12 protein-coding genes are annotated in these 14734 nt (G+C 63.3%); 4 read left to right on the top strand and 8 right to left on the bottom strand.

The genetic code is table 11. The annotated features are described in order from the left end of the window. Positions 1-31: 31 nt before the first annotated feature. From JMN22_RS13445 to JMN22_RS13410, 8 genes are all read right to left on the bottom strand, one after another. Positions 32-1033: a response regulator gene (locus JMN22_RS13445; RefSeq protein WP_198796324.1), complete on the bottom strand. Its 1002-nt coding sequence runs from the start codon at positions 1031-1033 to the stop codon at positions 32-34. 39 nt (positions 1034-1072) lie between these two features. Next, a complete protein-coding gene (locus tag JMN22_RS13440) occupies positions 1073-2083 on the bottom strand; it encodes a chemotaxis response regulator protein-glutamate methylesterase (RefSeq protein WP_198796323.1) in 1011 nt (336 codons plus the stop codon). Beyond that, complete coding sequence (locus tag JMN22_RS13435; protein WP_198796322.1) at positions 2080-4350, bottom strand: hybrid sensor histidine kinase/response regulator; 2271 nt, start codon at positions 4348-4350, stop codon at positions 2080-2082. Before JMN22_RS13435 ends, JMN22_RS13440 begins: the two co-directional genes overlap by 4 nt. After that, positions 4347-5018 (bottom strand): chemotaxis protein CheW, encoded by a 672-nt coding sequence (locus JMN22_RS13430; protein ID WP_198796321.1) that lies wholly within the window; start codon positions 5016-5018, stop codon positions 4347-4349. Before JMN22_RS13430 ends, JMN22_RS13435 begins: the two co-directional genes overlap by 4 nt. Further along, positions 5015-6280, bottom strand: coding sequence for a CheR family methyltransferase (locus JMN22_RS13425; protein ID WP_198796320.1), 1266 nt, complete (start codon positions 6278-6280; stop codon positions 5015-5017). Before JMN22_RS13425 ends, JMN22_RS13430 begins: the two co-directional genes overlap by 4 nt. After that, positions 6277-6813, bottom strand: coding sequence for a chemotaxis protein CheW (locus JMN22_RS13420; protein ID WP_198796319.1), 537 nt, complete (start codon positions 6811-6813; stop codon positions 6277-6279). The genes JMN22_RS13425 and JMN22_RS13420 overlap by 4 nt, the downstream gene beginning before the upstream one ends. Then, positions 6813-8435, bottom strand: a complete 1623-nt coding sequence (locus JMN22_RS13415) for a methyl-accepting chemotaxis protein (RefSeq protein WP_198796318.1) — start codon at positions 8433-8435, stop codon at positions 6813-6815. The genes JMN22_RS13420 and JMN22_RS13415 overlap by 1 nt, the downstream gene beginning before the upstream one ends. A gap of 283 nt (positions 8436-8718) precedes the next feature. Next, complete coding sequence (locus tag JMN22_RS13410; RefSeq protein WP_030139537.1) at positions 8719-9429, bottom strand: tellurite resistance TerB family protein; 711 nt, start codon at positions 9427-9429, stop codon at positions 8719-8721. 182 nt (positions 9430-9611) lie between these two features. Here JMN22_RS13410 and JMN22_RS13405 point away from each other — a divergent pair, with 182 nt between their 5' ends. From JMN22_RS13405 to JMN22_RS13390, 4 genes are all read left to right on the top strand, one after another. Continuing rightward, entirely contained in the window at positions 9612-10574 is a 963-nt protein-coding gene (locus JMN22_RS13405) for a LysR family transcriptional regulator (protein ID WP_198796317.1), read from the top strand. Between the two features lie 215 nt (positions 10575-10789). Next, complete coding sequence (locus JMN22_RS13400) at positions 10790-12247, top strand: gamma-aminobutyraldehyde dehydrogenase (protein WP_198796316.1); 1458 nt, start codon at positions 10790-10792, stop codon at positions 12245-12247. 88 nt (positions 12248-12335) lie between these two features. Further along, a complete protein-coding gene (gene ydcS / locus JMN22_RS13395; RefSeq protein WP_030139540.1) occupies positions 12336-13487 on the top strand; it encodes a putative ABC transporter substrate-binding protein YdcS in 1152 nt (383 codons plus the stop codon). 210 nt (positions 13488-13697) lie between these two features. Further along, complete coding sequence (locus JMN22_RS13390; protein WP_030139541.1) at positions 13698-14732, top strand: ABC transporter ATP-binding protein; 1035 nt, start codon at positions 13698-13700, stop codon at positions 14730-14732. The last annotated feature ends 2 nt before the right edge of the window (positions 14733-14734 follow it).

The raw sequence follows: 14734 nt of genomic DNA, 5'->3' as shown, positions 1-14734 counted from the left end.
CGCCACAAAGGGAACCCTGCCAAGCCGGAGTTTATTCGACTCCAACCCGATTGCGCCCATTGTGCTTGGCCATGTACAGCCCCTTGTCCGCCGCGGAAATCAACTCCCGGCAATCGCTGCCCTGCTGCGGAGTGAAGGTCGAGACGCCGATGCTGATGGTCAGGTTCTCGCCTCCGTCAGGCGTGGTGTGGGGGATTTTCAGGGCGACGACGCTCTGGCGCAGTTTTTCGGCCATCAGCCGCGCACCGCCAGGGGACGTGCCAGGCAAGACCAGCGCGAACTCCTCGCCGCCATAGCGGGCCGGCAGGTCGGAAGGCCGACTGCATGACTCGCGGATCGCCGTGGCGACCTTGCGCAGGGCTTCATCACCCTCGAGGTGGCCGAAGTTGTCGTTGTAGGACTTGAAGTAATCCACGTCGATCATCAACAACGACAGCTGAGATTGGTCCCGCAGCGCCCTTCTCCACTCCAGTTCCAGGTATTCATCGAAGTGCCGGCGGTTCGACAGGCCGGTCAGGCCATCGGAGTTCATCAGCCGTTGCAACACCAGGTTGGTGTCCAACAACTGCTGCTGGCTGACCCGCAACGCGCGAAAGGCCGCGTCGCGCTGCAAGAGCATTTTGTAGGAGCGGGAGTGATAGCGGATGCGCGCCACCAGTTCGATGTTGTCCGGCAATTTGACCAGATAGTCGTTGGCCCCGGCGGCGAACGCCGCGCTCTTGATCAACGGGTCCTCCTTGGTCGACAGGACGATGATCGGAATGTCACGGGTCGCCGGATGACTGCGGTACTCGCGCACCAGGCTCAGGCCGTCGAGGCCTGGCATCACCAGGTCCTGGAGGATCACCGTCGGCTTGATGCGCACGGCGTGGGCGATGGCCTGGTGCGGATCGGAGCAGAAATGGAAATCGATGTTCTGTTCGTTCGACAGCCCGCGTCGCACCGCCTCGCCGATCATCGCCTGGTCGTCGACGAGCAGCACCATGGCGGCATTCTCATCGCGCTTGAAATCGTCGAGCTGTAGATCATTCATGGGGGCTCACCTGAATACTGCCTAGGGTGCGGGGGTTGGTCATTGGGTGAAAATCTCCACCAAGCGTGGCGCTATTTTATCCAGCGCCAGGATCTGCGCAGCCGCGTCGATGGCCACCGCCGCCTTGGGCATGCCGTATACCGCGCTGCTCTGCTGGTCCTGGGCGATGGTCACGCAGCCCTGCTGACGCATGAGTTTAAGCCCTTGCGCACCGTCGCGGCCCATGCCGGTGAGCAAGACGCCCACCGCATCACCGCTCCAGAAGTTGGCGACACTCTCGAAAAACACATCGATGGAAGGCCGATAGATCTCATTGACCGGCTCGGCGGTGTAGGCCAGCGTGCCATTTTTCAACAGGCGCAAATGATGATTGGTCCCGGCCAACAGCACCGTGCCGCTTTGCGGCGTCTCGCCCTGGCGAGCCAGGCGGACGTTGAATCCCGACACGCCGCTGAGCCACTCGGCCATGCCAGCGGCGAACACCTCGTCCACATGCTGGACCAGCACGATCGCCGGGGCGAAGTCGCGCGGCAGCCCCTTGAGCAGCACTTCCAACGCCGCCGGGCCGCCAGCCGACGATCCGATCGCCACCAGGCTGTTGCGTGACACCGACGCCCGCTGGGCAGCCGGCGTGACGCGCTCGCGGTTGCCACGCTCGCCGATCAGCCAGCCGATGTTGGCGATCTTGCGCAACAGCGGTGCCGCGGCGTCCTCGGGCCTGCCGACGCCCAGGGCCGGGGTATCGACCACATCGAGGGCACCGTGGCCCATGGCCTCGAACACGCGATGGACGTTCTGCTGGCTGTCGCCGGTAACGATCACGACGGCGCATGGCGTGTCGGCCATGATCCGCCGGGTCGCTTCCACGCCGTCCATGATCGGCATGAACAGGTCCATCAGGATCAGGTCCGGCGTGTATTCATGACAACGCTGCACGGCCTCGGCGCCGTTGGCGGCCACCCAGACCAGCTGATGCGCGGGCTCGAACGCCAGCGCACGGCGCAGGGCCTCGACCGCCAGGGGCATGTCATTGACGATGGCGATCTTCAAGCGCGTGCTCCTCCGATCAATTCGACCACGGCGTCGAGCAAGGCGTCGTCATGGAAGCTCGCCTTGGCTAGATAATAGTCGGCCCCGGCGTCCAGGCCGCGGCGGCGATCTTCTTCGCGATCCTTGTAGGAAACCACCATCACCGGCAGCGATTGCAAGCGGTTGTCGCGCCGCAGCAGCGACACCAATTCGATACCGTCCATGCGCGGCATGTCGATGTCGGTAATGAGCAAATCGAAATCCTCCGAGCGCAACGCGTTCCAGCCGTCCATGCCATCCACCGCCACTGCCACGTCATAGCCGCGATTGAGCAGCAGCTTGCGCTCCAGTTCTCGCACCGTCAGGGAGTCATCGACCACCAGGATCCGCTTGCGCGGGGCCTGGGCTTCGTTTTGCCGGGCAATGCGTTCCAATCGTCCGGTATCGAGCAGCTTGTCCACCGAGCGCAGCAGGTCTTCCACATCGACAATCAGCACCACCGAGCCGTCGTCGAGCAATGCCCCGGCGGAAATGTCCTGGACCTTGCCCAGGCGCTCGTCCAACGGCAACACCACCAGCGTCCGCTCACCGATGAACCGTTCCACCGCGACGCCATAGATGACCTCCCGTTCGCGGATCACCACGACCTTGAGGACCTGGCCGTTGTTGGGCGTCACCGGACGATTGAGCAATTGCGTGGCGGCCACCAGGCCAACATGGCGCCCCTCATGCCAGAAGTGCTGGCGGCCTTCGACCTGGACGATGTCTTGCGGCGCGAGGTCGCACATGCGCTCGATATGGGCCAAGGGGAACGCGTAGGCTTCGCCGCCGACTTCCACCACCAGGCTGCGCACCACCGACAACGTCAGCGGCACTTCCAGGTGGAAACGACTGCCGGCGCCCGCCGTCTGCTCCAACACCACCGCGCCGCGCAACTGCCGGACCATATGCTGGACCGCATCCAGGCCGACTCCGCGCCCGGACACTTCAGTGACCTTGTCCCGCAGGCTGAAGCCCGGCAGGAACAGGAAGGTCAGCAGTTCCTCTTCGCTCAGGCTGGCGGCGGTCTGCTCGGGAGAAAGCCCGCGCTCGACAATCGTCCGCCGCACCCGCTCCAGGTCCACGCCCGCGCCATCATCCGCCAGCTCCAGTACCAACAGGCCGGCCTGATGGGAGGCGCGCAGGCGAATCAAGCCTTCGGCGGGCTTGCCTGCCAGCACCCGTTGCTCGGGCATCTCGATGCCGTGGTCGACGGCGTTACGCAGCAGATGCGTCAGCGGCGCCTCGAGTTTTTCCAGTACGTCGCGATCGACCTGGGTTTTCTCGCCTTCGATTTCCAGGCGCACCTGTTTGCCCAGGCTGCGCCCCAAGTCCCGGACCATCCGCGCCTGCCCCGCAAGCACATCGGCAAACGGTCGCATGCGACAGGCCAGTGCCGTGTCGTACAACACTTGTGCCCGCTGGCTGGCCTGCCAGGCGAACTCATCCAGCTCAGCGGTTTTCTGCGCGAGCATCTGTTGGGTTTCGGCCAGCAGCCGCCGCGCATCGTTGAGGGCTTCCTGGGCTTGCAGGCTCAGCGCGTGATCCTTGAGATGCACGTTCAGGTCTTCGAGGGCGCGCAGGCCATTGCTTTGCTGGCGCCTGATCCGTTGCATCGTCGCCAGCCAGGGCTTGAGGCGCTGGGTTTCGACGAGGGATTTGCTCGACAGGTCCAACAGGCTGTTAAGGCGTCCGGCCGTGACCCGCAAGACGCGCTCGCCGCCCTCGGTGGTGCGTTTTTTCTTGGCGGTCGGTTCCAGCGGTTCCATGGACATCGGCTCGGGCGCTTCGCTACGCACGGGTTCGGCGGGTATCTCGATGGTCGGCGCCATGACGGTGGGAGTCGGAGCTGGCGTTGCGGACGGATCCAGCAGGTGTCCCAACAACCCGACATAGGCCTCGATGTCCTCGGCAGAAACGCTGTTGCCGGGGGTCGCGATACGCGTCAGCAAGTCCGTGCCCTGCAGCAGCGCGTCGATATGCTCGGCGCGCAAGACCAGCCGCCGCTCCTGGGCGCTGACCAGGCAATCTTCCATCACATGGGCCACGCTGACGCCGGCATCGACCCCGACGATTCGCGCCGCGCCCTTGAGCGAATGGGCCGCACGCATGCACGACTCCAGGTGATCGGCCTGGGTCGGATCGCGCTCCAAGGCCAGCAAACCGGCACTCAATACCTGGGTCTGGGCTTCGGCTTCCAGGCTGAACAGCTCCAGCAACGAGGCATCGCGCATCTGGTCGGGGGTCATGACAGGCTCCGGGACACCGCGGACAGCAATTGCTCTTCGTCCAGCCAACGCAGGCTGCGTCCTTTGTACTGCAACACGCCACGGGTGTACTTGCCCGCCGATGGCGAAGCGTTCGCCAGGATGCGCTCGTCGATGGCATGGATGCCGTCCACTTCATCGACTGGCATCAGCACCGGCCCACCTTGGGCGGCGACGATCAGCATGCGTGGCATGATCCGCCCACCGGAGGGCGCCGGCGAACCCGGCTCCAACCCCAGCAGTTCTACCAACGACAGGCAGGCCACCAGGGCGCCGCGTACATTCGCCACCCCCAGCAGGGCTCGCGAACGCTGGTGGGGCAACGAATGGATCGCCTGCAAGGGCGCCACTTCCACCAGGCTGCGGGTGCTCAGGCCGAGCCACTCTTCACCCAGGCGGAACATCAGCAGCGAGCGCGTGACAATATCGCTGTCGACCGGGGCATAAACCAGCTCCCGCTCATCCTGGCGCAGCGCATAACGGTCGAGCAAACGGGTGGCCGCCGCCGAGTACACCGAGCAGTTGCGGCAATGGATGTGCTCGGCCAGCAAGGGACAGGACTTGTCGCCATGCACGCCGATGCGGTTCCAGCAGTCGTCGATGGCCTGGGCGTCGTCATGGGTCACGTTATAGGAAGCCGAACCGCTCATCGTTTGTGCTCACTGTCTGCCGCGCGACCACTGCGGGCCGCACGTTCCTGCAATCGACGGGCGCCGACCGCGTCTCCCTGGGAAGCCAGCAGCGCCGCCAGATGCACCAGGGCCTCGGCGTGTTGCGGCTCAAGATAGAGCGCCTTGCGATAAAACCCCTGGGCCTCCAGCGCATTGCCGGCCATGTCGCTGAGCAGGCCCAGCCAATAGAAAACCTGGGCGTTCGGCGCGTGGCTGCGCAGATATTCTTCGCACACCGCACGCGCCTCGGCGCTCTTGCCACCGTTGGCCAGGGCGGCGATGTTGGCCAGCAACGTCGCGGCGTCGCTGCTTTTCGGTTCGGTAATCGGCGTCACACTCGCGGCGAATGGTCGCGGCCGACTCACGGGCGCTGCGACGCGCGATGGCGGCTGGCGGATCGGCAGCGGCGTCGGCATCAACGTGGGCAACGGTTGCGGCTCCGGTGCGCCCTGGCGGCTGAAGGCGAACGACTGGGCAATGCCGATCGAACGCATGCCCAGCCGTCCGAGCAAACTGCCCTCGGCGGGACCGATGAACAGCACGCCGTCCTGATGGGTCAGGCGCTTGAGCACCTCGAACACCTGCTGCTGGGTCGGCTGGTCGAAATAAATCAGCAGATTGCGGCAGAACACGAAGTCGTAGGGGGCCTCGTTTACCAGCAACGCCGGATCCAGCACGTTCCCCGTTTGCAGGCGCACCTGTTCGCGTACCCGCTCGTCGAGGCGATAGCCTTCGTCTTCGGCATTGAAATATCGCTCCCGAAAGCCAATGTCCGCGCCACGGAAAGAGTTGCGGCCATAACGCGCTTGCCTGGCCTTGTCCACGGACAAGGGACTGACGTCCATGCCATCGACCTTGAACTGGTGCGGCCCCAGGCCTGCATCGAACAAGGCCATGACGATCGAGTACGGTTCCTCGCCGGTGGAGCACGGCAGGCTGAGGATACGCAGGGCACGCAGGTGCTTGATGTCGGCCAGGCGCTGGGTTGCCAGCCGAGCCAACGTCGCGAAGGACTCGGGGTAGCGGAAGAACCACGTCTCCGGAACGATCACCGCTTCAATCAGCGCCTGTTGCTCCTGGGCGGAGTGCTGCAAGCTTTGCCAGTAGTCATCGGTGGTTCGACCGGGCACGGCAAGGACCCGCTGGCGCACAGCCCGTTCGATAATGGCGGGGCCGACGGAGGTCACGTCCAGGCCGATGCGTTCCTTGAGGAAGTCGAAGAATCGCTGGTCGCTGTTCATGCCCGTTCCTCGAAGTCATCGGGACTTAGCGGCGGCGAGGGAAACAGCAGCGCGCGAACGGATTCGTCGAGCAAGTCGTTGACCCGCACCCATTGCATCATTCCTTGTGCATCTTCGCGTACCGGACCGAGGTAAGGCGCCTGGCGATTGTCCAGGCCATAGGGTTTGAAATCCGCCGGATCACAGCGCAAGGTGTCGGTGGCCTGCTCCAATATCAAGCCCAGCACCTGTCCGGTTTGCTGCGCCCCCGGCCGATACTGCACCAGTACCAGCCGGGTGCTGGTGCGCGCCTCGGCGCTCTGGCCAAAGGTCAACGCGCACAGATCGATCACCGGCACCACCACGCCGCGCCAGGCAAATACCCCCGCGACCCAGGACGGCGTCCGGGCGATCGGCTTGAGTGGCAGGCGCGGCAATACTTCCACCACATCGGTGGCTTGCAGGGCGTAGCGCTCGTTACCGATGCAAAACATCAGGAACAACGTCTGCCGGGCCGCCGAAACGGCGCCACGGCGGGCTTCTGGCTCGCTCATCAGACTTTGAAACGCGAAACGCCGCTGCGCAGTCCCACGGCCACCTGACTGAGTTCGTCGATGGCGGAACTGGCCTGGCGCAGGGACTCCACGGTCTGGCTGCTGGCATCGCCCAATTGCACCAGCGCGTGGTTGATCTGCTCGGCACCGGTGGCCTGGGCCTGCATGCCCTCGTTGACCATCAGCACCCGCGGCGCCAGGGCCTGGACTTGATGGATGATCTGCGACAGCTGTTCGCCCACCTGCTGCACTTCGGCCATGCCTCGGCGCACTTCCTCGGAGAATTTGTCCATGCCCATCACGCCAGCCGAAACAGCGGACTGGATTTCACGGACCATCTGCTCGATGTCGTAGGTGGCAACAGCGGTCTGGTCGGCCAGGCGGCGCACTTCGGTGGCAACGACGGCAAACCCGCGACCGTACTCGCCCGCCTTCTCGGCCTCGATGGCGGCGTTGAGGGACAACAGGTTGGTCTGGTCGGCCACTTTGACGATGGTCACTACCACCTGGTTGATGTTGCCGGCCTTCTCGTTGAGGATCGCCAACTTCGCGTTGACCAGGTCGGCGGCGCCCATCACCGAATGCATGGTGTCTTCCATGCGCGCCAGGCCTTGCTGTCCGGAGCCGGCGGCGACCGAGGCCTGGTCGGCGGCGGTGGACACTTCAGTCATGGTGCGCACCAGGTCGCGGGACGTGGCGGCGATTTCTCGGGAGGTCGCACCGATCTCGGTGGTGGTCGCTGCGGTTTCAGTGGCCGTGGCCTGTTGCTGCCGGGACGTCGCGGCGATCTCGGTCACCGACGTGGTGACCTGGACGGATGAGCGCTGGGCCTGGGACACCAGGGCAGTCAGCTCGGCCATCATGTCGTTGAAACCGGTCTCCACCGCGCCGAATTCGTCTTTGCGCGCCAGGTTCAGGCGTCCGCTCAGGTCACCGCTGCGCATCACTTCGAGGATTTCGACGATGCGGCTCATCGGCGCCATGATCGCGCGCATCAGCAACAGGCCACACAACAAGGCGATGACCAGCGCAACCAGGAATGACAGGCCCATGGCGACCTTGGCGGCCGTCACCGCATCATCAATGGTTTGCATGGCCGTTTCAGCCAGGTCACGGTTGCGGTCGATAATCTGATTCAAATGTCCGCGGCCACCCAACCATGCAGGCGTCAGCTCTTTATCCAGCGCCAGCCGCGCCCCTTCGTAATCCTTGCGCTGGTAAAGATCCAGGACCTTGGCCACGGCCTGGTTGAAGGCTTGGTGATAGCCCTCGAACTCATCGAACGACGCCTGGTCGGCAGGGTTCTGTATCAGTTTTTGATAGTTCTGGATTTCTTCGCGCAGATGCTGCTCGAAGCCTTGATAGCGGGCCTTGTCCTCCGCGGTGATTTCCCGGTTCCCGGAGAGGCCGACGATCTGCTGGGTCAAGACATAGCTGTCTACCCAGCCGCCACGGATCATGGAGCTGTAGTAAACCCCGGGCACCGCATCGACCCGTACCTTTTCTTCACTTTCCTGGATCTTCCACAACCGTGAAAACGAGACAACCACCATCAGCAGCATGATGGCGATGATCACCGCAAAACTCGCCAGGATGCGTTGGCGCAATGTCCAATTCTTCACAGTAAAACCTCGGGACGCTTTGAATTGCCGGGAGTATAGCCGAGGGAGGCGGTGCGTCTGCATGGCGGTTGAGGGAGATTTTTGAAACCGTTTGCTCAAGCGTGAAACACGCACCGTGCCGAGGGAGCTTGCTCCCGCTCGGCGGCGCAGCCGCCGTCAACCGACCGAAAGGGTCCATTGGGAAACGCTGTTGGGGCGGCTTCGCCACCCAGCGGGAGCAAGCTCCCTCGCCACGGTGCGGTGAACTCAATAACATTGGACAACACAACACCATTGAGGGAGGTTAGGCAGCAGCCTGGCGCACCTGCTTCTCCAGTTCTGCCTTCAGCCCCGGCTCCAGCTTGAGTTGGCGCGCCAGTTCGTCGAGGTAGGATTTCTCCATGAAGTTTTCCTCGTCCACCAGCATCACGCTGGCGATGTACATTTCCGCGGCAATTTCCGGCGTGCTGGCCGCTCGGGCCACATCGGCAGGGTCCAGGGGTTTGTTGAGTTCGGCGTGCAACCAGTGCTGCAGTTCCTGGTCGTTGTCGAGCTTGGTGAATTCACCTTCGATCAATTGCCGCTCCCGCTCGTCCACATGGCCGTCAGCCTTGGCCGCCGCGACCAGGGCCTTGAGGATCGCCTGGCTGTGTTGCTCGACTTGCCCCGCCGGGACGCGGTCCAGGGTCTGCGGCTCGGTCTTCGGCGCGTTGCCCTGCTGGGCCTGCCAGTTGCCATAAGCCTTGTAGGCAATCACCCCCAACGCAGCCAAGCCGCCATAAGCCAAGGCCTTGCCACCGAAGTTGCGGGCCTTCTTGTTGCCCAGCAGCAACCCCATGGCCCCGGCGGCCAACGCTCCGCCGCCCGCGCCGGAAAGCATTCCGCCCAGGTTGCCGGAGCCGCCGAGCAACCCGCCCAGGCCGGAAGACGGCTTGCCCTGCGAACCGCCCGCCTTGTTCTGCAGCAGTTCCTGGCCGGACTTGAGAAGCTGATCGAGCAATCCACGGGTGTTCATTTGTTGCCTCCACGTTTTCAGGTCAACTTGAGGCCACCAGCCTAGATCGAAAGTGCCCTGTCGCCCTTGGCGAGATTGCTTCCAGATGTTGCCTGGCACGTCCAGCGTCAGCGCCGGCTCCCATTCTAAAAAAACGATATACACTCGGGGACATCGATAAATTCGCCCCCGGGTATCCCGCCATGATGACGCTGCGCCAGATCCGCCATTTCATAGCCGTGGCCGAAACCGGCTCGATCTCCGCCGCTGCGCAGACTGCATTCATCTCCCAATCCACCCTGACCCTGGCCATCCAGCAATTGGAGGAAGAGATCGGCGTCAGCCTGTTCAGTCGGCACGCCAAGGGCATGACATTGACGCACCAGGGGCACCAATTCCTGCGCCAGGCCCACCTGATCCTGGCCACCGTCGACAATGCCAAGCGCAGCCTGCAACAAAGCACCGACCAAGTGGCTGGCCAAGTCACCGTCGGCGTGACCAGCCTTGTCGCCGGTTACTACCTGGCGGACCTCTTGACCCGTTTCCAGCGCGCCTATCCTAACGTGGCGATCCGCGTCATGGAGGACGAACGACCTTATATCGAGCATCTGCTGGTCAGCGGCGAAATCGATGTCGGCGTCCTGATCCTGTCCAACCTCGAAGACCGCCACGCCCTGCAGACCGAAGTGCTGACCCACTCACCGTATCGCCTATGGCTGCCGGCCCAGCATCCGCTGCTGGAACACGACAGCATCAACCTGGCGGACGTGGCCCGGGAGCCGCTGCTGGAACACGACAGCATCAACCTGGCGGACGTGGCCCGGGAGCCGCTGATCCAGTTGAACGTCGACGAGATGGATCGCAACGCGCAACGCCTCTGGCGCGGCGCAGGCTTGCAGCCGCAGGTCACGCTGCGCACCGCCTCGACCGAAGCGGTGCGCAGTCTAGTGGCCGCCGGGCTGGGCGTGTCGATCCAGCCGGACATGACCTATCGTCCGTGGTCGCTGGAGGGCGACATCATCGAGGCACGCCCGATTGCCGACCTCAACCAGACGCTTGACGTCGGCCTGGCGTGGCGCCGGGGCACGGCGCGACCGGCGTCGGTCGATCCATTCCTGACCGTCGCTCGGGAGCAACGCCCAAGCGGGCGCAAGCCATCTATTTAATCGAACGCAGCCTTGAGTATTTCGAATTTGTCGGCCTTGCGGCTGAGCACTAGTCTTGCTGCATCGCCACAATCCCTTGTGTGAGAACAATCCATTGTGGGAGCGAGCTTGCTCGCGATGGCGGTGTGACAGGCGACATCGATTCGACTGATACACCGTCATCGCGAGCAAGCTCACTCCCACAGGTTCTTTGTTTCAACTGAGACCTATAAAAAATGGCCGGCACGCAAAACCCGTTCTGTACCGCGTTGCTGATCGACGGAGCGTTGGTCCCCGGCGAAGGCGTTGTCGAGCCGATCCTCAACCCCGCCACCGGTGAAGTACTCGTCCACATCGCCGAGGCCAGCCTCGAACAGGTCGAGACCGCGATCCTCGCCGCTCACCACGCCTTCCATGACTGGTCACGCACTACGCCACAACACCGCTCGAACCTGCTGCTGGAAATTGCCAGCGCCATCGAAAAAAACGCCGACGAACTGGCCCGCCTCGAATCACTGAACTGCGGCAAGCCGCTGCACCTGGCCCGCCAGGATGACTTGAGCGCCACGGTGGACGTGTTCCGTTTCTTTGCCGGCGCCGTGCGCTGCCAGACCGGCCAGCTCAGCGGTGAATACCTGCCCGGCTACACCAGCATGGTGCGCCGCGACCCGCTGGGCGTGGTGGCATCGATAGCGCCGTGGAACTACCCGATCATGATGGCGGCCTGGAAAATCGCCCCGGCCCTGGCCGCCGGCAACACCTTGGTGTTCAAGCCTTCGGAGCACACGCCGCTGTCGATCCTGGCCCTGGCGCCGACACTGGCGCAGATCCTGCCGCGCGGCGTCATCAATATCATCTGCGGTGGCGGTGAAGGCGTCGGCAGCCACCTGGTCAGCCATCCGAAGGTGCGCATGGTCTCGTTGACGGGGGATATCGTCACCGGGCAGAAGATCCTCCAGGCCGCGGCGAAAACCCTCAAGCGCACGCATCTCGAACTGGGCGGCAAAGCCCCGGTGATTGTCTGTGACGACGCCGACCTGCGGGCAGTGGTCGAGGGCGTGCGCACCTATGGTTATTACAACGCCGGCCAGGATTGCACCGCGGCCTGCCGGATCTACGCCCAGGCCGGCATTCATGACCAACTCGTGGCCGAACTCGGTGCGGCGGTCGGCAGCCTGCGCTTTGCCGGCAAGCGCGACGCCGACAACGAAATCGGCCCGCTGATCAGCGTCCGCCAACGCGACCGGGTCGCCAGTTTTGTCGAGCGCGCCCTCGGCCAGCCGCATATCGAACGCATCACAGGTGCGGCGGTACATTCCGGCGCCGGTTTCTTTTACCAGCCGACACTGCTGGCCGGCTGCAAGCAAAGTGATGAGATCGTCCAGCGCGAGGTATTCGGCCCGGTCGTCACCGTGACCCGCTTCGACGAACTCAGCCAGGCGGTGGATTGGGCCAATGATTCGGAATATGGCCTGGCGTCCTCGGTGTGGACCCAGAACCTCGACAAGGCGATGCAGGTGGCGGCGCGGCTGCAATACGGCTGCACTTGGATCAACAGCCATTTCATGCTGGTCAGCGAAATGCCCCACGGCGGACTGAAACGTTCGGGCTATGGGAAAGACCTGTCCAGCGACTCGCTCCAGGACTACAGCGTGGTGCGACACATCATGGCCAGGCATGGCCAGCATCTCTAGATAACAGCACTACTCTAATAACAAGCCATTCGTGGCGCTTCACCGGTTCAAAACTGCCCCGACCATAATTAAAGCAAGAGGGATTTCCATGTACGCGCACAAGACCGTATTGCTCAGTGCAATCACCACGGCGTTGCTGACCAGCGTCAGCCTGCAGGCCGCCGAACCGCTCAAGGCCGTTGGTGCTGGCGAAGGCCAACTGGATATCGTCGCCTGGCCGGGCTACATCGAACGCGGTGAAAGCGACAAGGCCTACGACTGGGTCACAGGTTTCGAGAAGGAAACCGGCTGCAAGGTCAATGTGAAAACCGCCGCGACGTCCGATGAAATGGTCAGCCTGATGACCAAGGGCGGCTACGACCTGGTGACCGCCTCGGGCGACGCGTCGTTGCGGCTGATTGCCGGCAAGCGGGTGCAACCGATCAACACCGCACTGATCGCCAACTGGAAAAACCTCGACCCGCGCCTCAAGGATGCGCCGTGGTACGTGGTCAACCAACAGACCTACGGCACCCCGTACCAATGGGGCCCGAATGTACTGATGTACAACACCAGCGTGTTCAAGCAGGCACCGACCAGTTGGAGCGTGCTGTTCAACGCCCAGGATTTGCCCGACGGCAAGCCGAACAAGGGCCGCGTGCAAGCCTACGATGGCCCGATCTACATCGCCGACGCGGCGCTGTACCTCAAGACCGCCAAGCCTGAGCTGGGTATCAAGGACCCGTACCAACTCGACGAGGCCCAATACAAGGCGGTGCTCGAATTGCTGCGGGGCCAACAGCCGTTGATCCATCGCTACTGGCATGACACCACCGTGCAGATGAGCGATTTCAAGAACGAAGGCGTGGTGGCGTCCGGCGCCTGGCCGTATCAGGTCAACGGCCTGATGAACGAGAAACAGCCGATCGCCTCGACCATTCCGAAAGAAGGTGCCACCGGCTGGGCCGACACCACGATGCTGCACGCCGAGGCCAAGCATCCGAACTGCGCCTACAAATGGATGGATTGGTCGCTGCAACCGAAAGTCCAGGGCGACGTCGCCGCGTGGTTCGGCTCCTTGCCTGCGGTGCCGGCGGCGTGCAAGGGCAGCGAGCTGCTGGGCGCCGAAGGTTGCAAGACCAACGGCTTCGATCAGTTCGACAAGATCGCCTTCTGGAAAACCCCACAGGCCGAGGGCGGCAAGTTCGTGCCGTACAGCCGCTGGACCCAGGATTACATTGCGATCATGGGCGGACGCTAAGCGCAGCCGAACACTGTTTTTGTGGCGAGGGGATTTATCCCCGCTGGGCGGCGAAGCAGCCCCAAAGCAGGCGACTCAATCTGTCTGATACCCACAGGTGTCAGGTTTTGGGGGGCTTCGCCCCCAGCGGGGATAAATCCCCTCGCCACGAGTCCGTGCCTGTCCCCTGGTAATGATTTAACGAAAGCCCGCTTTTCCGGAGCCCGCACCATGACGCTTGCAGTCCAGTTCACCCACGTTTCCCGTCAGTTCGGCGAGGTGAAGGCCGTTGACCGGGTCTCCATCGATATCCAGGACGGCGAGTTCTTTTCCATGCTGGGCCCTTCCGGCTCGGGCAAGACCACGTGCCTGCGGCTGATCGCCGGGTTCGAGCAGCCCAGTGCCGGTTCGATCCGCATCCACGGTGAAGAAGCCACCGGGCTCGCGCCTTATCAGCGCGACGTCAACACGGTTTTCCAGGACTACGCCCTCTTTCCCCACATGAACGTGCGCGACAACGTGGCCTACGGTTTGAAAGTCAAAGGCGTGGCCAAGGCAGAACGAATCAAGCGCGCCGACGAAGCATTGGAGATGGTCGCCCTGGGTGGCTACGGCGAGCGCAAGCCGGTGCAGCTTTCGGGCGGCCAGCGCCAACGCGTCGCCCTGGCCCGCGCGCTGGTCAATCGTCCTCGGGTGTTGCTGCTGGATGAACCGCTGGGCGCCCTCGACCTGAAGTTGCGCGAACAAATGCAGGGCGAGTTGAAGAAGCTGCAACGCCAGCTGGGCATCACCTTCATTTTCGTCACCCACGACCAGACCGAAGCGCTGTCGATGTCGGATCGCGTCGCGGTCTTCAACAAAGGTCGGATCGAACAAGTCGATACCCCACGCAACCTCTATATGAAACCGGCAACCACCTTCGTTGCCGAGTTCGTCGGCACCTCCAACGTGATCCGTGGCGAACTGGCCCGGCAATTGAGCGGTCATCCACAGCCGTTTTCGATTCGCCCGGAGCATGTGCGTTTCGCCGAAGGCCCGCTGGCCGGCCATGAAATCGAAATCCAGGGCCTGCTCCATGACATCCAGTACCAGGGCAGCGCCACGCGTTACGAGCTGAAACTCGACAACGGCCAGACGCTGAACCTCAGCCAGGCCAATACCCAATGGGTGGACAACGCGACCCAATACCAGACCGGCCAGCAGCTCACCGTGCGCTGGGCCCGCGAGGCAATGATCGCCCTGAATGACACCGGGGCCGAGGTCTGAAA

It is taken from the genome of Pseudomonas sp. HB05 (assembly GCF_016756915.1).
In the GTDB taxonomy this organism is placed as follows: domain Bacteria; phylum Pseudomonadota; class Gammaproteobacteria; order Pseudomonadales; family Pseudomonadaceae; genus Aquipseudomonas; species Aquipseudomonas alvandae.
This window is presented reverse-complemented; position numbering and strand designations above follow the sequence as displayed.